Source organism: Dermacoccus barathri (assembly GCF_015070805.1).
Lineage (GTDB): Bacteria > Actinomycetota > Actinomycetes > Actinomycetales > Dermatophilaceae > Dermacoccus > Dermacoccus abyssi.
On record NZ_JADCTK010000002.1, the window covers coordinates 1 to 22,228 of the forward strand.

Sequence of the window (22,228 nt, forward strand, 5' to 3'; positions counted from 1 at the left end):
CGCCCGGTCACATTCCGAACCCGGAAGCTAAGCCCTTCAGCGCCGATGGTACTGCACTCGCCAGGGTGTGGGAGAGTAGGACACCGCCGGACTCCTTCCAATGGAAAAGGGGGTTCTCGAACGATCTGAACGTGTCACACGTGTGACGGCCTCGCAGCCCAACGGCTCGGCCCACACCGACAACAGTTCAGGTTCGAGAACCCCCTTTTTCGCATACCCAAAAGTCTTTCCTTCAACGCGTCTGGGACCGTCTCAGGTTTCTTGCATTGTGCGGCGGCTACCCTCACACGTGTGGCTGTGAAGCAGGGGAATAGGAGCGGCGTCAGATCCCGACGCGGTTGGCGCGACGAGGGTTGGCGGGACGAGGTTGCGACCTGGGCCGGCCGGCTGCTTCTCGTTGCTGCGCTCGTGTCCCTCGTGGCGATCCCCGTTCGTCGCAACACATTCCTCAACGTCGTCATGGACGTCCTCGGCTGGTTCGACATCCCCAGTGAGCCGTCACTCTTCGTGGTCTGCATGACACTCGTGCTCTCCGGTGGAATACGACGTCGCTTCCGAGCAGCTCACACGGCGCTCGTGTTCATCATGGGCCTCGCCGTCTTCGACTCCGTCATGCGGATCTTCTTCCGCACAGAGTCGCTTCTCATGCTCGATCGGCTCCACGTTCACGGGGCCTATCGAGATTGGGCACGCTTCCAGGTATCGCCGATCGTCTCCAGCGTCACGCTGGGCATCTCGGTTGCGAGCTTCGCCCTCGTCTTAGCTTCTCGACGTGCGTTCAAGACTCGTCTCAGCGAAGGCGCGAAGCGGGCCTCCCTCGTCGCCCTGCTCAGTGGGTGGGCCTTCTCCGTTCTCGTGACCGTGGCACTCACGCTGTTCTTCCCTCGCAGCCTCGACACCGTGGGGCAACGGGTCGTGTGGGGAATCCGGAGCGCTTTCGGTGTCCGGACTCCTCCTGACACTCCGGGATTCGCCGGCCACCACGGTCATCAGTGGGTCTTCGGTATCGGCAGCGTCCTGTCCACACTCGCGTTGTTGTTCGCCGTCCTCGTGCTGTGGCGCTCCGGGCGTGTACGTGGCCTGACGGACGCGGACGACGAATTGCGTCTGCGTGCTCTGCTTCTCGAACACGGCGAGGACGACTCGCTCGGTTACTTCGCGACGCGTCGTGACAAGTCCGCGCTCTTCGCACCAGACGGGCGAGCCGCGCTGACGTTCCGCAACGAGGGAAGCGTCAGCGTCGCATCGGCCGACCCCGTGGGGCGACGCGAATCCTGGAACGGCGCGATCGAAGGCTGGCTGGAGCAGTGCGCTGAGCACGGGCTCTACCCGGCGGTGCTGTCGGCGAGCGCTGACGGCGCGCAGGCGTACGTCGACGCCGGCCTCAAGGCGTGGTCCTTGGGCGACGAGGCAATCATCGACGTCGACGCATTCACTCTTCAGGGGCGCACGATGCGTCCCGTGCGCCAGGCGGTCACCCGCGTCGAACGCGCCGGTTACTCGACACACGTGCGCCGGCACGAAGAGCTGTCCGGCCAGGAACTCGACGAGATCTCGCGGCTGGCGGACGCCTGGCGCGGCAACGAGACCGAGCGTGGGTTCTCCATGGCGCTCAACCGTCTCGGCGATCGCGCTGACGGACGCTGCGTCGTCATCACGGCTCACGACGAGAGCGGGGCCGTTCGCGGGTTCCTGTCCTTCGTGCCGTGGGGTGCGCGTGGACTGTCCCTCGACGTCATGCGCCGTGACCGGGCCGCAGAGAACGGGCTCAACGAGTACATGGTCGCTCACCTCGTCGAGGCGGCGCCGGCGCTGGGCGTCCGGCGCATCTCGCTCAACTTCGCGGTTTTCCGCAACGTCTTCGCCGATGCCGATGAGGTCGGCGCCGGCCCCGTGACGCGCCTGAGCGACAAGGCGCTGTCGTTCGCTTCTCGCTTCTGGCAGCTCGAGACGCTCTACCGCTCGAACGACAAGTACCGACCCGAGTGGGTGCCGCGTTATCTCTGTTACGACCCCGAGCTGACGGTGCCGCGCGCCGCCCTGGCCATGGGCGTGGCGGAGGGCTTCGTGCCCCTTCTCGGTCCGCGCCTGCTCGTGGGTCCGAAGCCGGCCGACCACCAGCCGCCCCGCCCGGAGGCGGACTTCGTCGAGCGGGTTCAGGCGCTCGAGGCCGAGAGCCTCACCCCGCGCGTTCCCGAGCCGCGGCGCAGTGAGCAGCAGCGCGTCCGGCGCGCGAAGCTGACGCAGATGGCCGAAGCCGGCGTGGAGGCCTACCCGCCCCGCGTTCCGCGGACGACGACCGTTGCCGACGTCGTGGCGCGCCATCCCGATCTGGAGCCCGACGCCGCAACGGGGGAGCGAGTCTCCGTCACGGGCCGAGTGCGCGCTCTGCGCGACCTCGGTGGGGTGAGCTTCGTCGTGCTCGAGGAGAACGGCGTTCGCCTTCAGGCGATGGCCACACGGGGCGGCACCCCGGAGCCTGCCTTCGGCCGTTGGGGCCACTGGATCGATCTCGGCGACATCATCAGCGTCAGCGGCGAGGTGGTGACCTCGAAGCGCGGCGAGTTGTCGGTTCTCGTGGACTCGTGGCAGATGGCGGCCAAATGCCTCAGCCCGGTACCCGATCTGCACTCCGGCTTCCGCGACCCTGACGCCCGCGTGCGTCAGCGCTCGCTCGACCTCATCGTCAACGCCGACTCCATGGAGATGCTGCAAGCACGCTCGCGTGGGGTGCGCGCTTTCCGTGACGCGTTCGACGACCTGGGCTACACCGAGGTGGAAACCCCGATGCTCCAGGCCGTGCACGGCGGAGCGTCCGCGCGGCCGTTCAAGACACACATCAACGCCTACGGCATGGATCTGTTCCTGCGCATCGCGCCGGAGCTCTATCTCAAGCGCCTCGCGGTCGGTGGCATGCAGAAGGTCTTCGAACTGAACCGCAACTTCCGCAACGAGGGTGCCGACGCGACGCACAACCCCGAGTTCACCTCGCTCGAGGCCTACGACGCGTACGGCGATTACACAACGATGCGTCACCTGACGCGCGAGGTCCTGCTCGCAGTGGCACGCGCCGTGCATGGGGAGGAGATCGCGCTGCGACCGATGTCGGACGGCAGCGTGGAGCGTGTCGATCTTTCTGGACCGTGGCCCGCCGTGCCCGTCCACGAGGCGGTGTCGAGGGCCTGCGGCGTGACGCTCACGTCCGCGTCGACACGTGAGGACGTCGCTGCGGTGTGCGAAGCCCACGGCATCGATGCTCCGCGGGAGAAGAGCGCCGGCGAACTCGTCGTCGAGCTGTACGACGACCTCGTCGAGGCACGAACGACCTTCCCGACGTTCTACACCGACTTTCCCGTCGAGACGTCGCCGCTCACGCGCGAGCACCGTGACGATCCGCGCCTCTCGGAACGCTGGGACCTCGTGGCCTTCGGCGCCGAGATCGGTACGGCGTACACCGAGCTCGTCGATCCGGTCGAGCAGCGTCGTCGCCTCACCGAGCAGTCGCTCAAGGCGGCGGCCGGTGACGTCGAGGCGATGTCGCTCGACGAGTCGTTCCTCGGCGCGCTCGAGTACGCGATGCCGCCCACGGGTGGCCTCGGCATCGGCGTCGACCGCACGATCATGATGCTGCTTGGGGCTCCGATCCGCGCCACGCTCGCGTTCCCGTTCGTCCGTCCGCAGGGCTGAGGGGACCAGCCACGGCGAAGAACCCGGCTCTCGTCTCCACATGAGCAATGAGTTGCATCACATTTCCTTGGGTCCTTTTCACCCATTGATGACCTATGAGCGGCAAGATCAGTAGGTGAGTGCGCGAACGAACGCGTCGCGCAAAGGGATTCAAGGGGAACCATGAAGAAGTCGCTCAGCGCAGTAGCCGCAGCCTTCGGTCTTGTCAGCATCGGCCTTGCACCCGCAGGCGCGAGCGCCGGGCAGGCCTCGTCCAAGACCCCGACGTCCGGCGCGTCGTCGAGCTACACGCCACCGCCGGTGTCGTGGGGAGCCTGCAAGGCGCCGAGTCTCGTCAAGGCGGGTGCCCAGTGCGGCTACGTCACGGTGCCCCTCGACTACGCGAAGCCGAAGGGCGCGAAGATCAAGCTCGCCGTCTCCCGTATCAAGCACAAGACGCCCGACGCGAAGAAGCAGGGCATCATGCTCGTCAACCCGGGTGGCCCCGGCGGTTCCGGCCTGACGTTGGCACGCCTGGGTCAGTGGGTGCCGAACGGAGGCGGCGACCCGTACGACTGGATCGGATTCGACCCGCGAGGCGTCGGCGACAGCCTCCCGAGCCTCGCGTGCGACGGTAACTACTTCGGCTACAACCGCCCCGACTACCGCGTGACGAAGGCCGGCACGGAACGTCAGTGGCTACACAAGACCGCGGGCTACTCGAAGGCCTGCTCGAAGGCGGACGGCGCACGTCTGTTGCCGCACATGAAGACCGTCGACAACGTGCGTGACATGGACTCGATCCGCAAGGCCCTCGGTGAGAAGCAGATCAACTTCTACGGTTTCAGCTACGGCTCCTACCTCGGCCAGGTCTACGCGACGATGTATCCCAAGCAAACGCGCCGCATGGTGCTCGACGGCGTCGTCAACCCCAAGGACGTCTGGTACGACGCGAACCTCAACCAGGACGTCGCGTTCGACGCGAACATGGACACCTTCTTCGACTGGGTCGCCAAGAACGACGCCACCTACCACCTGGGTAAGAGCGGCAAGGCGATCAAGAAGCGCTGGTACGCGATGCTCGACAAGCTCGCGAAAACGCCGGCCGACGGCAAGATCGGACCGAACGAGTGGACGGATGCCTTCCTCAACGCCGGTTACTACGTGTTCGGCTGGGAAGGTGACGCCGAGGCACTCGTCGCGGCGTTCAAGGGCGACTTCGGCCCGGTCACCGACCTCTACGACGAGGCGAACGGCTCCGGCCCGGGTTCGGACAACGGGTATGCGGTCTACCTCGGCACGCAGTGCTCGGATGTTGCCTGGCCCACGTCGTGGAACAAGTGGAAGGCCGACAACACGCGCGTCGCCAAGAAGGCGCCGTTCGAGACGTGGGCCAATGCGATGTTCAACCTTCCGTGCACGAGCTGGCCGGTGAAGGCGAGCAACCGCCAGGCGCCCCGTGTCGACGGTTCGAAGGTCGGGCCCATCCTGCTCATCTCGGAGACGAAGGACGGCGCGACGCCGTACGGCGGTGCGCTCGAGGTGCGTAAGCGCTTCCCGAAGAGCTCGCTCATCGAGGGCGTCGGCGGCACGACGCACTCGGGTTCGCTGAGCGGTATCGCGTGCACGGACGACAGGATCGCCACCTACCTGCTGTCCGGCAAGACGCCGCAGCGCACTCGCGGGCAGGGGCACTCGGACGTGAAGTGCGAGCCGGTGCCGCAGCCGGCGCCGGGCCCGGCGAACGCGCTGACGGAGTCGGCGTCCGACTCGAGGCGCGGCCACGGTCACGGCAAGGGCCACGGCAAGAAGCGTCACGGCATGCCGCAGGATCTGCGCGCCCAGTTGCAGCAGGCCGCTTCGTCGACCCGCTGACGGACTGACCCTTGAACGCCCGAGCGGCCGGCACCCCCAAGGTTGCCGGCCGCTCGGGCGTTTCGCCGTGCGCGTCGATCAGTGACGCAGAGCCTTGCGGGCCAGTGCGTTACCGATGAACTGCGCGATCTGCACGAACACGATGATGATGACGACGGCTGCCCACGTCACTGCCCACTGGTAGCGCTGGTAGCCGTACGCCAGCGCGAAGTTGCCGAGACCGCCGCCGCCCATCGCGCCGACGACCGCGGTCATGTCGATGACGGCGACGAGCGCGAAGGTGTACCCGAGGATGAGCGGCGCGAGCGCCTCGGGGATGAGAACGGTGCGGATGATCCGCCACGGGCTCGCGCCCATCGCCTGAGCCGCCTCGATGACGCCCGGGTCGACACTCACGAGGTTCTGTTCGACGATGCGACTGATGCCGAAGGTTGCGGCGAGCGTCAGCGGGAAGATCATCGACGCGGTACCGATCGTCGAGCCGGTGACCTTCAGCGTCAGCGGACCGAGCGCGGCCGCGAAGATGATGAACGGGATCGGCCGGATGATGTTGACGAGCACGTTGAGGATCGTGTGAACCGTCGGGTTGGCCATGATGCCGCCGCGGCGCGTCGTGTTGAGCAGCACGCCGAGCACGAGCCCGAACAGACCGCCGAGGACGATGGTGGCGCTGACCATGAGGAGGGTCTGCCCGACCGACTCCCACAGCACGGGGCGCAGTGCGCTCCAGTCCGTGTCCGCAGTGATGACCTTCATGCCGTGGCCTCCTCGAGTTCGTGGACGGTGGCCACCTGGGCGAGGTCGGTCAGCATCTGCGTGACGGTGTCGTCGTCACCGCGCAGGGCCAGGGTCAACGTCGTGAGGTTCGCTTCCTTGAGGGGCGTCAGCCCGCCGTGGACGATCTCCGGTTCGACATTGCGCGCACCGGTGGAGGCGAGCACCCGCCCGAAGCCGGCGGAGTCGTGGACGGTCGCGGTGACGAGGCGACCGCTCACGCGCCGGCGCAGCAGATCGATCTCACGGGCGTCCGGCACGTTGCGCAGCGTTGCGTCGACGAGACGCCGCGTGGCGGGCGAGGCGGGGGAGCCGAGCACCTGCTCGGTCGGCCCGGATTCGACGAGGCGGCCGTGTTCGAGGACCACGACGTCGTCGGCCAGTTCACGCACGACGTCCATCTCGTGCGTGATGACGACGATCGTCACGCCGAGTTCGTCGTTGACGCGGCGCAGCAGGGCGAGAACGTCCTTCGTCGTGTCGGGGTCGAGCGCCGACGTCGACTCGTCGGCGAGCAGGATCTCCGGGTTGGTCGCGAGAGCGCGGGCGATGCCGACGCGCTGCTTCTGCCCGCCGGAGAGTTCGTCGGGGTAGGCCCACGCCTTCTCCGTGAGGCCGACGAAGTGAAGGAGCTCGGTGATGCGTGCCTCGATCTTCGCCTTGTCCCACCCCGCGACCTCGAGCGGGTAGGCCACATTGGCGTACACCGTGCGGGACCGGATGAGGTTGAACTGCTGGAAGACCATGCCGATCCGAGCGCGCAGGGCGCGGATCTTTTTCGCGTTGAGGCTCGTGAGGTCGATGCCGTCCACCTCGACGGTGCCCGTCGTCGGTGTCTCGAGCGCATTGATGAGGCGCACCAGGGTGCTCTTGCCGGCGCCCGAGAAGCCGATGACGGCGAGCACGCGACCAGTGGCGACGTCTAGGTCGACATCCTGGAGGGCGCTGACCTCCTTCGAGCCGCGCACGAAGGTCTTGCTCACGCCACGCAGACGGACTGCGGGTGTGGTGTCGTTCGGGGGAGTAGGGGTCACTTGGCGGCCTTGATCTGCGACTCGAGACGGGCGAGGATTCCGCGCACGTCCGTGACGGAGCGCTTCACCTCGAACTGGGTTCCCTTGGTGCGCTTCGCGATGAGGTCCTGCACCGACTTCTCGTGGTAGGCCTGCACGAACTTGGCGTACGCCGGGTTGTCGGCGTCCTTCTTCCGAGCGGCGATGACGTTGATGTACGGCTCGGAGGACTTGGCCTTCGGGTCGTCCTTGAACAGCGCCTTGCTGGGGTCGAGGTTCGCGTCGGCGGCGAAGTTGTTGTTGACGACCGCACCTTCGACGGACGGCAGGGCGGCCGCCGTCTGTGCGGCTTCCACCGGGGCGACCTTGACCTTCGACTTGCCTGCGTCGATGTCGGCGGGTGTCGAGAGGGAGTTGCCGCCGCCCTTGAGCGTCAGCAGGCCGGCGCTCTGCAGGAGCAGGAGAGCGCGTGCCTGGTTCGTCGCGTCGTTCGGGATGGCGACCTTGCCACCCTTCGCGAACTCGTTGATCTTCGAGTGCTTCTTCGAGTAGAGCGACAGCGGCACGATGTACGTGGAGCCCACCGGCGTCAGGGTGTCGTTCTTCGCGGCGTTGTAGTCGGCGAGGAACTGAAGGTGCTGGAACTGGTTGAGGTCGACCTGGCCCTGGGAGAGGGCCGGATTGGCCTGCGTGTAGTCGGTGAAGTTGACCGGCTCGATCTCGAGGCCGTACTTCTCCTTGCCGACCTTGATGAGTTCGTTCCAGTACGGGTCGGACGCTTCGGTGGTACCGACGGTGATCTTCGTCAGCTTCTCGTCGTCGCTACCCGTGAAGGCCTTGATGCCGAAGCCTGCAGCGAGGGCGACGACGAGGGCGCCTGCGCCGAACGCCGCGTACTTGCCGCCGTTGCTCTTCGGCTTCTCCGGAAGGGCCGGGATGGCGGGGGTGTCGGTGCTGGTGGTGGGCGTCGACTTTTCGTTTTCGGACATGGTGGTGCCTTCCTCAAAGGCGCGTGGGTTGCGCCGGTGGGGTGGGCGGTGCCGGCGACCGCCCGACGATGGGTGCGGTCAGTGCTTGGGGCGCGCGAACGCGGCGTCGTGCGTGTGCGGTCGCGCGGTGGGGGCCTGGGTGGGGCGATGCGTGTGCTGCATGTGATCTCCCGGGATCGGGCGCACCGGTACGAAGCCCTCGAAAGGGATGTGTTCCGGGTGCGGAACGTGCTTGCCGCGCGGTTGACGCGGCCGGGTCATCACCTGGAGCACCCCGCCACGTTCGTGAGGGTTGCCGTCCGACCAGCCAGGGCTTTGCATCGGATCTCTTGACCGGCATTACATTAGAGACGCCGCGAGAAGCCCGTCAAATCAAGTGATCTGGGCCACTCTGCGTCACCGCTGGACCGAGTTTCCTGCGGTTGGGTAGTCGCCGCCTCGACCCAACGGCAGGAAAGTCTGCCCAGTGGAGAGATGCGCTGACGCCGTGCTCTCCCCGTGGGCTGGAGTCACTAGGGGCGGAGCGTGGACTCCACGGGGTCGAGGTACCCCCGAGCTCGCGCTTATTTGCTCGGCGGAAGCACGTCGGTCTGCGCGGGGAGGTCGGCCACGCCGACCGGGCACGTCACGCCCTTGTAGCCGTGATTGCAGTACCCGCCTGGATTTTTCGCGAGGTACTGCTGGTGGTAGCCCTCGGCCGGCCAGAACTTTCCGGCTTCGTCGGCGGGCTTCATCTCCGTCGTGATGGCGCCGCGGCCCGCGTCGGTCAGCGCACCCTGGAACGCTTCTGCGGTGCGACGCGTAGCGGTCTCCTGCTCGGGCGTCGTCCAGTAGACCGCAGAGCGGTACTGCGTGCCGATGTCATTGCCCTGACGGTTGGCCGTCGTCGGGTCATGGTTCTCCCAGAACGCCTTGAGCAGCTGGGCCGGGGAGACCTTCTCCGGGTCGTACGCGATCTGGACGGCCTCGGTGTGGCCCGTCGTGCCCGTGCAGACGTCCTCGTATGAGGGGTTCTCACGGTCGCCACCCATGTAGCCGACGGCCGTCGAGACGACCCCCGGGATCTGCCAGAAGATGCGCTCCGCACCCCAGAAACATCCCATCGCGACGTACAGCGTCTCGGTCTTGTCCGGCCACCCGCCGAGCAGTGGCGTGCCGAGAACGTCGTGCACGGCAGCGACGTCGACCGGGGCGGAATCCTGACGGGTGAACCACATGGGGCGTTCCTTTCACTGGGGTCGCTGTGTTCAACGCAGGCGCGTCCGAGAGGATTCCGAGCGGGTGTCGCCGGGGTGCACTTCAGTCGACGAGCGGCGGCACTTCGAGTGGGATGGGGCGCAGTAGCCTCGCGCGGATCTCGACCATCGTCTGCGCGTGCGTGTCGAGCGCGACGTCCTCGGAAAGCGTTGGCATCCGAGGCGGCACGGCCCGCTTGTGGCCGTCGTTGTCAAGGCCGACAAGCACCATCGTGCACTCGGTTGTGAGGTTCAGTTCGCCCGTGCGCGGGTTGCCCGAGCGCACTCGCGCCGACACGTGCATGCTCGACGTGCCCGTGTGGATGAGCCGCGCCTGCACCTCGACGAGGTCGCCGACGTGCAACGGCTGGTGGAAGCGCACATTGCCGACGTAGGCCGTCACGCAGTAGTGCCCGCTCCACGCCGCGGCACAGGCGTACGGGGACTTGTCGATCCACTCGAGCATCCGGCCGGCACCGACGCGCCCGCGCACGTTGGCATCCATCGGTGCGGCCATGAAACGCAGGGTGATGTGGCGTCGGGTTCCGGGCCTGCCGTCGATCGTAGGGCCGGTACCGCCGGAAATTCACTTGTCGGGCGCGCGGTTGCTGGCGTTCCATGACTGGCATGAACACGGTGCGCATCGAACGGATCACCCCTGAACACCCGCAGTTCGAGGAGTGGGCGACCGTCTTCGTCACGGCCGGGCGCCGCCAGTGGGGGCGCGACACGACTGCCTACCCGCCGAACGAACTCGCACAGATGTGGGAGTCCCTGGCCCACGCGAAGGTCTGGCTCGCCGCGATCGACGACGGCGACGTCGTCGGGTCCGCAGCCATCGGGATGCCGACGCAGGACAACCCACATCTCGCCGGGTTCGACGTCGCCTGCCTCGACGAGCGGGCTACGGCGCTCAAGCAACGTCTCGTCGACGAGGTCGAACGTGTCTGCCGAGAGGCCGGGCGCACCACGCTCATGATCGAAACGCAGACGCCGGTCGGTGCCGCCAACGACGAGGCCGCCTTCTTAGAAGCAGCGGGCTATGCGGAAGCGCAGACGTGCGTGCGTAACGGGCAGCGGCTCCCCGTCAGCGCCGACATCGGGGCCGAGATGCGCCGCGTCATCGAGATGAACGACGGCTACCGCATCGAGACCGTCGTCGGTCGGCTTCCCGAAGACTGGCTGCCGGAACGGGCGCGCCTCGCCGGAATGATGTCGACCGACACACCTCTCGGCGCCCTCGCCATCGAGCCGGAGAACTGGACCCCCGAGCGCGTCACCGCGATGTTCGACGAGGACGAACGTCGCGGGCGCGTCGTCGTAGAGGCCGTGGCCTGGCACGAGGAATCCGGTGAGATGGCCGCGTTCACGCACGTTTCGGTGCCCGCGGAAACACCGTGGATCGCCTACCAGGACGACACCCTCGTCGCGAAAGCCCACCGGGGCCATCGGCTCGGCTACCGCGTGAAGGCTGCCGTGTCCTTGGCTCTGCCCCAGGCCGCGCCCGGCGTCACCGTGCAACGCACCTGGAACGACGAGACCAACGAGCACATGCTGCGCATCAACCGTGAACTCGGCTACGAGCGAGAGGGGACGTTGGTCGAGTGGCAGAAGGTGCTCGATTCGGCTCCGGGTGACGCTGCACACGACGCCTGAATGACAAGGCACCGGCCCCCGTGGACGAACGGTGGCGCGGGTGACACGCGGCACTCGGTAACCTTGGGCGTGTGACCGATGTACTGACGATGCAAGATGCCCTGTTGACGTTGCAGAAGTACTGGACCGACCGCGGTTGCATGGTGGTCCAGCCCTACAACACCGAGGTCGGGGCGGGAACGATGAACCCCGCCACGGTCATGCGCGTCCTCGGGCCCGAGCCGTGGCACGTCGCGTACGTCGAACCCTCCGTGCGCCCCGACGACAGCCGCTACGGCGAGAACCCCAACCGTCTGCAGACGCACACGCAGTTCCAGGTCATCCTCAAGCCCGACCCGGGCAACCCGCAGGAGCTCTACCTCGGCTCCCTGCAGGCGCTCGGCATCGACCTCGACGCGCACGACGTGCGCTTCGTCGAGGACAACTGGCAGCAGCCCGCCATCGGCGCGTGGGGCCTCGGGTGGGAGGTCTGGCTCGACGGCATGGAGGTCACGCAGTTCACCTACTTCCAGCAAGTCGTGGGCCAGAACCTCGAGCCGATCTCCGTCGAACTCACCTACGGCATGGAGCGCATCCTCATGGCGCTCCAGGGCGTCACGCACTTCAAGGACATGGCGTACGCCGAGGGCATCTCCTACGGCGAGGTCTTTGCGCAGAACGAGTACGAGATGTCGCGCTACTACCTCGACGACGCCGACGTCGAGACCGCGCACACCTTCTTCAAGAACTACACGGACGAAGCGCAGCGCATGATCGACGCCCGCCTGCCCGTGCCGGCGTGGACGTACGTGCTCAAGAGCTCGCACGCGTTCAACATCCTCGACTCGCGTGGAGCAGTGTCGACCACCGAGCGCGCCCGCTCGTTCTCGCTCATGCGCCGCCTCGCCCGCGAGGCCGGCGCGCTGTGGACCGAACGCCGCGAGGAGCTCGGCTTCCCGCTGCTCAAGGAGGGCGTCGCCACGTCGCGTGTCAACGAGATCGCTGCTGCAGCGGAGACTGCGCCGAACGTGACGCAGCCGGTCCAGAAGGCCGAGTCGGCGGCGGACCTCGGCGACGCCGCTCAGGCGTTCGCGTTCGAGATCGGCGTCGAGGAGATGCCGCCGCACGTCGTCGACGCCACCCTCCCCGCGGTCAAGGACGCCGTCACGACGGCGCTCGCGGCCACCCGCCTCGAGCACGGTGACGTGAGCGTCGTCGGCACGCCGCGCCGCATCGTTGTCACGGTGCCCGGTGTCAGCGCGCACGAGCCGGACGCAGAGACGCTCGCCAAGGGCCCCAAGGTCGCGGCCGCCTACGACGCCGACGGCAAGCCCACGAAGGCGCTCGAGGGCTTCGCGCGCGGCAAGGGCGTCTCCGTCGATGACGTCGTCACCGCTGAGTTCGACGGTACGGAGCACGTCGCCGTCAAGCAGACGCAGACCGGTCGCGGTGTGCTCGAGGTGCTCGGCGCGATCGTCACTGACGTCGTCGCGGGCCTGCGCAGCGACAAGAACATGAAGTGGAACGACCCGGAGCTCACCTTCAGCCGCCCGATCCGTTGGCTCGTGGCGCTGTGGGGCACTGCTGTCGTCCCCGCGACGGCCGGTCTTCTCACGGCGGGTCGCACCACGTACCTGCAGCGCACCGCTGCGCAGCCGCACGTCGACATCGCCTCGGCCGACGATCTCGTCAGCACGCTCGAGGGCGCCGGCTTCCTCCTCGATATCGACGCGCGGCGCCAGGCCGTCGTCGACGGCGCGCTGGAACTCGCTCGCTCCGTGGGCGGCACGATCGACATCGAGGGCGAAGCCGGTCTCGTCGACGAGATCACGAACCTCGTCGAGGAGCCGCGCGGCGTGCTCGGCACCTTCGAGGAGCGTTACCTCGACCTGCCCGAGCAGATCCTCACCACCGTCATGCGCAAGCACCAGCGGTACCTGCCGGTGCGCGACGAGTCGGGCAAGCTCATGCCGTACTTCGTCACGATGGCCAACGGGGCGATCGACGACGACGTCGTGCGTGCCGGCAACGAGTCGGTGCTGCGCGCCCGCTACGAGGACGCGGCCTTCTTCTGGGACGCCGACCTCAAGGTGGGCCTCGACGACTTCCGTCGGAACATCGACTCACTGACGTTCGAGAACCGTCTCGGCTCCTTCGCGCAGCGCGCGGACCGCATCCGCGACGTGGCTCAGGCGCTCGCCGGCCATGTGGAGCTGTCGGGCGACGACAAGACGACGCTGACGCGCGCAGGCGAACTCGCCAAGTTCGACCTGTCGACGCAGATGGTCGTCGAACTCTCGTCGCTCGCGGGCACGATGGCGCGCGAGTACGCGCTCAAGGCAGGGGAGACCCCGGCCGTCGCGGAGGCACTCTTCGAGATGGAGAAGCCCCGTTCGGCCGGTGACTCGCTGCCGGTCTCGACGCCGGGTGCACTGCTCGCCCTCGCCGACCGCTTCGACCTGCTCACTGCGATGTTCGCCATCGGCGCGAAGCCGACCGGTTCGTCCGACCCCTTCGCGCTACGTCGCGCCGCGCTCGGTGTCGTCTCGATCCTGCGCGGCGTGCCGACGGTGGCCACCGTGAGCGTGGCTTCCGGGCTCGAGGCCGCAGCGGCGCGCCTGCGCGAGCAGGGCGTCGAGGTCTCCGACGAAGCGCTCGCATCGGCAGCCGAGTTCGTCGAGGGCCGCTTCGGCCAGCAGCTGCGTGACGAGGGAGTCTCCGCGCCGCTCGTTGCAGCGGTGGCTCCGTCGGCCGGCACGCCGGGTGCGGCGGAGGCCTACCTCGCCGACATCCAGACGCTCTCGGGAGACGAGGCGTTCGCGGCCCTCGTGCAGGTGACGCAGCGCATCACGCGCATCGTTCCCGCGGGCACCGACGCCTCCTTCGACGCGTCGGTTCTCACCGACGACGCAGAGAGGGTTGTCGCTCCGCTCGTGGCCGACCTGGCCGACAACTCGCACGGATCACTTACCGAATGGTTCGCTGCGGCAAGCGGTCTCACCGACAAGCTGAACACGTTCTTCGACGAGGTGCTCGTCATGGCTGACGACGAGAAGCTCAAGGCTGCACGACTCGGCATGCTGCAGACGGTCGTCGCCAAGGCACCTGCCGGCATCGACTACAAGGAGCTCGACAGGGCGCTCGACGCCTGATCACTTCCTCCTGAACGCCGGAGCGTTCGACGGTGGCCGTCCCTCCTCGGGGCGGCCACCGTAGTCGTTCCCGGCGATGGCGCTCAGCCTCGTCGGTAGGACTCCTGCGCTCCGGCGCGTGTGACGGTGTCGGCCGCGAAGGCGGCTGCGTAGCGGGCAGCGTCACGCGTGTCGGCACCGTCTGCGAGCTTCGCGACGAATGCCCCGACGAACGCGTCGCCCGCCCCGGTGGTGTCGACGACGTCGACAGGGCAGGAGACGATCTCGTCGACGCGGTCGGCGGAGACAAGGAGCGTCGAGTCGGCCCCGCGGGTCAGGACGAGCGACGGAACGCCGGCGGCCACCACGGTGCGGATCATTTCGCTGTCGTCGTCGGCGGGTGCGATGCCCAGTGTGTCGGCAGCGAGTCGCGCCTCGTGCTGGTTGACGACGAGCGGGTCCCCGGCGGTCAGCGTCTCGCGCGCCACGTCGATGACCGGCGCGAGGTTGAGGACGAACCGCGTCGAGGCAGCCCGGCAAGCCACGGCCACGGCGTCGACCACCTCCGCGGGGATCTCGCCCTGGCAGACAACGGCCTCAGCGTCGGCAATCGCTGACGCGAGCGTGCGCACGTCCTCCGGCCGCCAGGCACCGTTGGCTCCGGGGACGATGACGATGCTGTTCTCACCGCTGTCGTCGATCGTGATGAACGCCATTCCGGTCGGCTCGTCGACAACCTCGACGCGGGAGAGGTCCACCCCTGATGTGCGCAGCAGGCGCAGGGCCTCGTCGGCGTGGGCGTCACGCCCCACCTTCGCCGCGAAGGTCACCTCGGCACCGCTCAGGGCGGCAGCCAGGGCCTGGTTCGCGCTCTTGCCGCCGGGGGAAGTGTGCAGCTCCCGCGCGCTGAGTGTTTCGCCCGGTGACGGGTGACGCTCGACGCGCACGGCGAGGTCGACGTTCGTCGATCCGATGACGAGGACGCGGGCCATGGTCGAGCCTCTCAGGGAAGCGAATCGGGGGCTGACAGCTTATGCGCGGAGTGCCTTTCGCGGGTTGTCAGAGGACGCCACTAGGCTTGCGATCATGACGCACGAGAACGAGCTTGAGTCCCTGGGGTTTACCACCCGCGCCATCCACGCAGGGCAGGAGCCCGATCCGCGCACCGGGGCCGTCGTCCCCGCGATCTACCAGACCTCGACGTACAAGCAGGACGGGGTCGGAGGTCTGCGTGAGGGCTACGAGTACAGCCGGTCGGCCAACCCCACCCGCACCGCGCTCGAGGAATGCATCGCGGCTCTCGAAGGCGGTACGCACGGCTACGCGTTCGCCTCGGGCCTCGCCGGCTCCGACGCCGTGCTGCGCGCTGTTCTGCGCCCCGGCGACCACATGGTCATCCCCACCGACGCCTACGGCGGCACGTTCCGCCTCGTCGACAAGGTGACGCAGCACTGGGGCGTCGACTACTCCACCGCTCCCATCGCCGACCCTCAGGCCGTCGCCGCCGCGATGACGGACAAGACGAAGCTCGTCTGGGTCGAGACGCCCACCAACCCGCTCCTCGGCATCGCCGACATCACGGCCATCGCCGCCGTCGCGCACGAGCGCGGAGCGCTGCTCGTCGTCGACAACACCTTCGCCTCGAGCTACCTCCAGCAGCCGCTCGCCCTCGGCGCCGACATCGTCGTCCACTCGACGACGAAGTACGCCGGTGGCCACTCCGACGTTGTCGGCGGCGCCGTCGTCGTCGGTGACAACGTCGCGGTCGAGGAGTACGCCGAGGTGGCGGCCATGATCCGGTTCAACCAGAACGCGCTCGGCGCCATCGCCGGCCCGTTCGACGCCTGGCTCACGCTGCGTGGCCTCAAGACTCTCTCCGTGCGCATGGAGCGCCACTGCGACAACGCGGAGAAGGTCGTCGAGTTCCTCTCGGCACGCGACGACGTCACGAAGATCTATTACCCGGGCCTGGCCGAGCACCCCGGCCACGAGGTCGCCGCGAAGCAGATGAAGCGTTTCGGCGGCATGGTGAGCTTCGAGGTCGCCGGCGGCATGGAGCGTGCGCTCGAGGTGTGCGACGCGACGAAGATCTTCACCCTCGGCGAAAGCCTCGGCGGTGTCGAGTCGCTCATCGAGCACCCGGGCAAGATGACGCACGCGAGCGTTGCGGGCACCGCGCTCGAGGTGCCTCCGGCCCTCATCCGCCTGTCCGTCGGCATCGAAGACGCGGACGACCTCGTCGCCGACCTGCGTCAGGCGCTCGACAGCACGCGATGACCGGCGTCGTCATCCGCCTCGTCCTCCTGGCGATGGCCCTCTTTCTCGCCGTGCGACTGCTGCACCGTTCAGCGGTCGCACGGCGCGAGTGGGCCGTGCGCGACGCTGCGCTCACCCGCGCGGAGGAGTGGTGGGCGCGCACGCACGGCGGCCCGTTCGACCAGGAACGACGCGAGGTGCCAGGCGACATCGCGCCGTACCTCGGCCCGAACGGGCCTCGCTCGGAGCTTCGTGGCCCCAAGCCCGACCAGGCCGCATGGGTCTGGGGCTGGATCTGTGTGGTCATCGCGGCGTTCCTCGCCGTCAGTGTTGTCGCACAGGTGAGTTCGGGCAGCGTCTGACGTCGAACTGGATGCCCGTTCACCCAAAAGGGTTGGCCAGAAGGCTCGATGCCCTGAGACCATGGGGCAGGCGCTCGTATCCCGGGCGCCTCGACGAACGGAGACACCCGTGCCTCACGCGGTGGAGGCCGAGGGCCTCGTCAAGAAGTTCGGCCAGTCCGTAGCGGTGGCCGATGTCAGCCTCACGGTTCCCGAGGGCACCGTGCTCGGTGTCCTCGGCCCGAACGGTGCCGGTAAGACGACAACCGTGCGCATGCTCACGACGCTCATCCGCCCCGACGGCGGCCATGCGCGTGTTGCCGGAGGCGACGTCGTGAAGCAAGCCGACGAAGTGCGTCGCCGCATCGGCGTCTCCGGCCAGTACGCGGCCGTCGACGAATACCTCACCGGCTTCGAAAACCTCGACATGATCGGGCGCCTCTACCACCTCGGTGGGAAGGTGTCGAAGGCGCGGGCCAAGGAATTGCTCGCCCAATTCCGTCTGGAGGACGCGGCCAACCGCCCGGCCAAGACGTACTCGGGCGGCATGCGCCGCCGCCTCGACCTCGCCGGAGCACTCGTCGCCCGCCCGCCGGTCATCTTCCTCGACGAGCCGACGACCGGCCTCGACCCGCGCAGTCGCGGCGAGATGTGGGAGGTCATCGAGGAACTCGTCTCCGGCGGCACGAGCCTGCTCCTGACGACCCAGTACCTCGAGGAAGCCGACCGTCTCGCGGACTCGATCGTCGTCGTCGACGGCGGGCACGTCATCGCGCGCGGAACGGCCGACGACCTCAAGAACGAGGTCGGGGGAGAGCGCCTCGAAGTGCACCTTCGCGAGAAGGGCGACGTCGCCCGCACCCGCGAGTTCATGGCGCGTCACGGCTCCGGCGAGGTGGCCGCTCCGGAAGGCGGCCGCGAGCTCGTCGTCCCGGTCGAATCCGGCACTCGCGCCCTCGTCGCACTCGTGCGGGACCTCGACGAGGCCGGCATCGAGGTGGCGGACATCGCCGTGCGTCGCCCCACCCTCGACGACGCCTTCCTCTCGCTCACCGGCCACTCGGTCGCGCAGTCCGAGGACGAAGCCGGCGCCGCGAGCGAAGGGGGTGAGCACTGATGGGTCACCTCGTGTCCGACGCACTCACCGTCATGCGTCGCAACCTCATCAAGATCAAGCGGGTTCCCGACCTGCTCGTGTTCTCGACGATGCAGCCGATCATGTTCGTGTTGCTCTTCGGTTACGTCTTCGGTTCGCTCGCCGGACCGAACGCCGACGGCTACCGCGAGTTCATGATGGCCGGCATCTTCGCCCAGACCATCGTCTTCGGCGCCACGATCACAGGTGCCGGCCTCGCCGACGACATGCAGAAGGGCGTCATCGACCGCTTCCGGACGCTGCCGATGCACCCGTCGTCGGTGCTCGTGGGGCGCACCCTGAGCGACGTGGTCAACAACGTCATCGTGCTCGTCGTCATGTCCCTGACGGGCCTCGTCATCGGGTGGCGCATCCGCGGAAGCGTGCTCGACGCGCTCATCGCCTACGCGCTCATGCTCCTGTTCAGCTACGCGATCTCGTGGATCATGGCGTGCATCGGCCTCAAGGTGAAGGCACCGGAGATCGTCAACAACGCCGCGTTCATGGTGATCTTCCCGCTCACCTTCATCGCCAACACGTTCGTGCCGGCCGAGAACATGCCGAGCGCACTCAAGTGGTTCGCTGGCTGGAACCCGGTCTCCACCATCACGCACGCCGCCCGCGAACGCTTCGGCAACCTCGGCGCCATGGGCGGTGACTCGGCGGCCATGCGCGAGAAGATCGAGTACACGTGGGCGCTGCAGCACGCAGAGATCTACACGCTGGCCTGGGTACTCGTGGTTCTCGCGATCTTCGTGCCACTCGCTACCCGCATCTACGCGCGGGCCGTGGCGAAGTAGGCAGCAGTACCGCCAAGACGACGAAGGAGGCGAGCACCCCGAACGGGTGCTCGCCTCCTTCGTTGCGGTGACGCAGTGTCAGCCGGCGTACGGCTTCGCGTCGATGATCTTGACGGCGATCGACTTGCCGTTCGGCGCGTCGTAGGTGACCTCGTCACCCTTCTTCTTGCCGTTGATCGCAGCGCCCATGGGCGACTGCTCGCTGTAGACGTCGATGTCGGCGGCGTCGCCGGCGATCTCGCGGCTGCCGAGGAGGAACGTCTCCTTGTCACCGAACATCTCGACCGTGACGACCATGCCCGGCTCGACGATGCCGTCGTCGGCGGGAGCCTCACCCACGGTGGCGTTGCGCAGCAGCGACTCGAGCTGGCGGATGCGGGCCTCCATCTTGCCCTGCTCCTCCTTCGCCGCGTGGTAGCCGCCGTTCTCCTTGAGGTCGCCCTCTTCGCGGGCAGCCTCGATGCGCTTGGCGATCTCGGAGCGGCCCGGGCCCGAAAGGTGCTCGAGCTCGGCCGACAGACGATCGAACGCGTCCTGCGTGAGGAAGCTCGACGACGTGGTGGTCTCGCTCACGGTGTTCTCCTTGCTGTGTGCATCAGGTTCTACGCGCGCTCGGCGCGGGCGTGAAATGAAGGCCGAGACGGCGGCTACCGCGTACTGCGGCGCGCGTCTCGGCCCGGGATCAAACCACCATTTTAACACCGCCCGCCGCGTGGCACGAGATGGCGCATCCGCGTGGCGGCGGCGCGAACGTCACTGCGCCGGCGGGCGTTCCCCCGTGTAGTGGCACTCCTTGACCGTTCCCGAGACGGCGCGCGACGTGGTGCGCAGCACGTCCGAGTACCGCGTCGAGCGGTAGGGGCTGGGCTTGAGCTCCACCTGCTTGGTACCCAGCACGTCGCGCTTGTCGTTGAGCGCAATGATCGTGCACGTGATGGCACGGTTGCGTTCGCTCGGGATGACGTCCCAACGCACCTCGATGCGGTCGTCGGAGATGACCTTGAACCCGGCCTGGTTGGCCCTCACCGTGTTCGACGAGGCACTGATGCCGAACCAGGCCGCGAGAGCGGACATGAGGATCACACCGACGATGCCGATGATCCACCACTTGCGTTGTTCGGCCCGTGGGCGTGCAGGGGACACCGCTGCTCCTTTGCAACAATAGGCGACGCACGCTCCGTCCCGGCAGGTTGGCCGGGGCAGGCGAGCTCAGATGTCACCCACACGATACGAGGTACGACGTGACCAGCGGATTCCGCCTCATGGCGGTGCACGCTCACCCGGACGACGAGGCGAGCAAGGGCTCGGCGACGATGGCGCGCTACCTGGCTGAGGGAAACCGCGTCCACGTCGTCACCTGCACCGGGGGAGAGCGCGGCGACGTGCTCAACCCGCGCCTAGCCGACGACCCGCGGGTCAAGAGCGACCTCGTCGACCTGCGTCGCCAGGAGATGGCGGCCTCACGCGACGTCGTCGGGTACGAGCACACGTGGCTCGGCTTCGTCGACTCCGGTCTGCCCGAGGGCGACCCGCTGCCGCCGCTTCCGCCGGGCTGCTTCGCGCTCGAGCCGCTCGACGTCACGACCGAGGCGCTCGTGCGCGTCATCCGCGAGTTCCGCCCGCACGTCGTCACGACGTACGACGAGAACGGCGGCTACCCGCACCCCGACCACATCATGACCCACCTCGTCACGATCTCGGCCGTGCGTGCCGCCGGTGACCCGGAGGCGTACCCGCACGCGGGAGAGCCGTGGCAGCCGCTCAAGGTCTACTACGACCGAACGTTCTCCCGCGCCAAGCTCGAGGCCTACCACGACGTGCTCGTCACGGCGGGGCGCGAGTCGCCGTACCCCGCGTGGTTGGAGCGCCGCGCCGACCGCCCCGAGGGCCGCATCACGACGCGCGTCGACGCCTCGAAGTGGTTCGACGTGCGCACCAAGGCACTGCTCGCGCACGCCACGCAGATCGACCCCGACGGTCAGTTCTTCGCGCTCAGCTCGGACGAGCAGGCAACGGCCTGGCCGATGGAGGACTGGGACATCGCCCTGTCGGCCGTGCCGGTGGCCGAGGACGAGAACGACCTGTTCGCCGGGCTCGGCACCCCTGAGGAGGCCGACGCGATGGCCACCGCAACCCCACCTGCGAAGATGGTCGTGGACGATGTCGTAGAGCGGAAGGAAAGCTGATGGGCGGCAACGAGAGCGTCGAGGTCACCGCAGGGATCTGGGGCTTCCTCGTCCTGTTCGGCCTGGCCCTGGCCTGCTGGTTCCTCTTCCGCAGCATGAATGCGCACCTGCGGAAGATGACGTTCCAACAGCGCGAGCAGGTGCCCGAGAACACGCGGACGGCGGGGGCGCGTTCCGAGGAGAGCCCCGTGACGCCCGAGGACGACGACCCCATCGGTAGCGCGCGTCACTGAAGCCTGCGTTCGTCGCGTGGGTTTCCCCGCCCGCATGGAACCGACGCGCGGGGAACACCCGTCAAACGTTGGTATGTTCGACCCGATTGCAGCCATGACGAGTCAACGGAGGTGAGCCCGGTGCGCGGTCCCGGTGACGTGCTCTACACCGCCTACGAACGTCAGCTCGTCAAGGGGCTCCCCGGTGAGCGCCTCCCGCGTCACGTCGGACTCATGCTCGACGGCAACCGTCGGTGGGCGAAACTGCGTGGCGAGAACACCGAGCACGGCCATCGCGCCGGTGCGGACAACATCGAGCCGTTGCTCACGTGGTGCGACGAACTCGGCATCGAGGTCGTGACGCTCTGGCTCCTGTCGACCGACAACCTCAAGCGCAGCGAGGTCGAACTGGGGCCGCTGCTCGAGATCATCGAGGACGTCGTCGACGGTCTCGCTGCGTCCGGTCGGCGCCTCAACCTCGTCGGTGCGCTCGGGCTGCTGCCCGACGCAACGCGTGCCCGGCTTCAGGCCGCCGTCGAGAAGACGACCGACGCCGAAGGTCTTGTCGTCAACATCGCCGTCGGCTACGGCGGACGACAGGAGATCGTCGACGCGTTCCGCGCGATGCTCCTCGACGCCGCCGAGCGCGGGGAGTCGCTCGAGTCGCTCGCCGATCGCCTCACGATCGAGAACGTCGGCGACTACCTCTACACGAAGGGCCAGCCCGACCCTGACCTCGTCATCCGCACGTCCGGCGAGCAGCGCCTCGGCGGGTTCCTCCTGTGGCAGAGCGCCCATTCGGAGTTCTACTTCTGCGAGGCCTTCTGGCCCGATTTTCGCCGCGTCGACTTCCTGCGCGCGCTGCGCGCCTACGCCGAGCGCGAGCGTCGCTTCGGCGGCTGACCGGCGGGCCGGTTCATCCAAGGTTCACCCCTGCGACGGGTGAGGAACACCCGGAACGACACCGGTGTCGTTAGCGT

The 22,228-nt window shown here is 67.8% G+C and carries 19 protein-coding genes, 1 rRNA gene and 1 riboswitch; of the genes, 12 read left to right on the plus strand and 8 right to left on the minus strand.

Annotated elements, in window-relative coordinates; translation table 11 throughout:
• From rrf to IM689_RS03090, 3 genes are all read left to right on the plus strand, one after another.
• Positions 1 to 92 (plus strand): 5S ribosomal RNA (gene rrf, locus IM689_RS03080); the annotation flags it as partial.
• Between the two features lie 199 nt (positions 93 to 291).
• The gene (lysX, locus tag IM689_RS03085; RefSeq protein WP_319803782.1) at positions 292 to 3,687 is read left to right on the plus strand and encodes a bifunctional lysylphosphatidylglycerol synthetase/lysine--tRNA ligase LysX; all 3,396 of its coding nucleotides are present in this window, start codon (positions 292 to 294) and stop codon (positions 3,685 to 3,687) included.
• Between the two features lie 162 nt (positions 3,688 to 3,849).
• Entirely contained in the window at positions 3,850 to 5,541 is a 1,692-nt protein-coding gene (locus IM689_RS03090) for an alpha/beta fold hydrolase (protein ID WP_193642860.1), read from the plus strand.
• A 78-nt stretch (positions 5,542 to 5,619) separates the two neighbouring features.
• On the opposite strand, the gene IM689_RS03095 is transcribed toward IM689_RS03090, so the two are convergent.
• The 5 genes from IM689_RS03095 to IM689_RS03115 all read right to left on the minus strand — a co-directional run bounded on the left by IM689_RS03095 (position 5,620) and on the right by IM689_RS03115 (position 10,069).
• Complete coding sequence (locus IM689_RS03095) at positions 5,620 to 6,297, minus strand: methionine ABC transporter permease (RefSeq protein WP_047311755.1); 678 nt, start codon at positions 6,295 to 6,297, stop codon at positions 5,620 to 5,622.
• Positions 6,294 to 7,349, minus strand: a complete 1,056-nt coding sequence (locus tag IM689_RS03100) for a methionine ABC transporter ATP-binding protein (RefSeq protein WP_193642861.1) — start codon at positions 7,347 to 7,349, stop codon at positions 6,294 to 6,296. Before IM689_RS03100 ends, IM689_RS03095 begins: the two co-directional genes overlap by 4 nt.
• A complete protein-coding gene (locus IM689_RS03105) occupies positions 7,346 to 8,317 on the minus strand; it encodes a MetQ/NlpA family ABC transporter substrate-binding protein (protein ID WP_193642862.1) in 972 nt (323 codons plus the stop codon). Before IM689_RS03105 ends, IM689_RS03100 begins: the two co-directional genes overlap by 4 nt.
• A 223-nt stretch (positions 8,318 to 8,540) precedes the next feature.
• Positions 8,541 to 8,652, minus strand: a riboswitch (SAM riboswitch).
• A gap of 228 nt (positions 8,653 to 8,880) precedes the next feature.
• Positions 8,881 to 9,534: a peptide-methionine (S)-S-oxide reductase MsrA gene (gene msrA / locus IM689_RS03110; RefSeq protein WP_047311759.1), complete on the minus strand. Its 654-nt coding sequence runs from the start codon at positions 9,532 to 9,534 to the stop codon at positions 8,881 to 8,883.
• 82 nt (positions 9,535 to 9,616) lie between these two features.
• Positions 9,617 to 10,069, minus strand: a complete 453-nt coding sequence (locus tag IM689_RS03115) for an acyl-CoA thioesterase (protein WP_193642863.1) — start codon at positions 10,067 to 10,069, stop codon at positions 9,617 to 9,619.
• A 101-nt stretch (positions 10,070 to 10,170) separates the two neighbouring features.
• Here IM689_RS03115 and IM689_RS03120 point away from each other — a divergent pair, with 101 nt between their 5' ends.
• Positions 10,171 to 11,208: a GNAT family N-acetyltransferase gene (locus IM689_RS03120; protein ID WP_193642864.1), complete on the plus strand. Its 1,038-nt coding sequence runs from the start codon at positions 10,171 to 10,173 to the stop codon at positions 11,206 to 11,208.
• A 71-nt stretch (positions 11,209 to 11,279) separates the two neighbouring features.
• Positions 11,280 to 14,339 (plus strand): glycine--tRNA ligase, encoded by a 3,060-nt coding sequence (locus IM689_RS03125; RefSeq protein ID WP_319803783.1) that lies wholly within the window; start codon positions 11,280 to 11,282, stop codon positions 14,337 to 14,339.
• Positions 14,340 to 14,422: 83 nt separating this feature from the next.
• Here IM689_RS03125 and IM689_RS03130 read toward each other — a convergent pair whose 3' ends face one another.
• A complete protein-coding gene (locus IM689_RS03130; protein ID WP_193642865.1) occupies positions 14,423 to 15,310 on the minus strand; it encodes a ribokinase in 888 nt (295 codons plus the stop codon).
• Positions 15,311 to 15,404: 94 nt separating this feature from the next.
• Here IM689_RS03130 and IM689_RS03135 point away from each other — a divergent pair, with 94 nt between their 5' ends.
• The 4 genes from IM689_RS03135 to IM689_RS03150 all read left to right on the plus strand — a co-directional run bounded on the left by IM689_RS03135 (position 15,405) and on the right by IM689_RS03150 (position 18,850).
• Positions 15,405 to 16,595, plus strand: a complete 1,191-nt coding sequence (locus tag IM689_RS03135) for a cystathionine gamma-synthase (RefSeq protein ID WP_129666899.1) — start codon at positions 15,405 to 15,407, stop codon at positions 16,593 to 16,595.
• Positions 16,592 to 16,936, plus strand: coding sequence for a hypothetical protein (locus IM689_RS03140; protein ID WP_193642866.1), 345 nt, complete (start codon positions 16,592 to 16,594; stop codon positions 16,934 to 16,936). The genes IM689_RS03135 and IM689_RS03140 overlap by 4 nt, the downstream gene beginning before the upstream one ends.
• Before the next feature lie 109 nt (positions 16,937 to 17,045).
• Positions 17,046 to 18,032, plus strand: a complete 987-nt coding sequence (locus tag IM689_RS03145; protein ID WP_319803784.1) for an ATP-binding cassette domain-containing protein — start codon at positions 17,046 to 17,048, stop codon at positions 18,030 to 18,032.
• Positions 18,032 to 18,850, plus strand: coding sequence for an ABC transporter permease (locus IM689_RS03150; RefSeq protein WP_047311770.1), 819 nt, complete (start codon positions 18,032 to 18,034; stop codon positions 18,848 to 18,850). Before IM689_RS03145 ends, IM689_RS03150 begins: the two co-directional genes overlap by 1 nt.
• 78 nt (positions 18,851 to 18,928) lie before the next feature.
• On the opposite strand, the gene greA is transcribed toward IM689_RS03150, so the two are convergent.
• Positions 18,929 to 19,423 carry a transcription elongation factor GreA gene (gene greA / locus IM689_RS03155; RefSeq protein WP_047311771.1) on the minus strand — a complete coding sequence of 165 codons (495 nt, stop codon included), beginning with the start codon at positions 19,421 to 19,423 and terminating at the stop codon, positions 18,929 to 18,931.
• Positions 19,424 to 19,603: 180 nt separating this feature from the next.
• Positions 19,604 to 19,993 (minus strand): DUF4307 domain-containing protein, encoded by a 390-nt coding sequence (locus IM689_RS03160; RefSeq protein WP_193642868.1) that lies wholly within the window; start codon positions 19,991 to 19,993, stop codon positions 19,604 to 19,606.
• A 98-nt stretch (positions 19,994 to 20,091) separates the two neighbouring features.
• Here IM689_RS03160 and mca point away from each other — a divergent pair, with 98 nt between their 5' ends.
• The 3 genes from mca (at position 20,092) to IM689_RS03175 (ending at position 22,151) form a co-directional block, all read left to right on the plus strand.
• Positions 20,092 to 21,036: a mycothiol conjugate amidase Mca gene (gene mca / locus IM689_RS03165; RefSeq protein WP_319803785.1), complete on the plus strand. Its 945-nt coding sequence runs from the start codon at positions 20,092 to 20,094 to the stop codon at positions 21,034 to 21,036.
• Entirely contained in the window at positions 21,036 to 21,269 is a 234-nt protein-coding gene (locus IM689_RS03170) for a hypothetical protein (RefSeq protein WP_193642869.1), read from the plus strand. Before mca ends, IM689_RS03170 begins: the two co-directional genes overlap by 1 nt.
• Before the next feature lie 120 nt (positions 21,270 to 21,389).
• Positions 21,390 to 22,151 (plus strand): isoprenyl transferase, encoded by a 762-nt coding sequence (locus IM689_RS03175; protein ID WP_193642870.1) that lies wholly within the window; start codon positions 21,390 to 21,392, stop codon positions 22,149 to 22,151.
• Positions 22,152 to 22,228 lie beyond the last annotated feature (77 nt).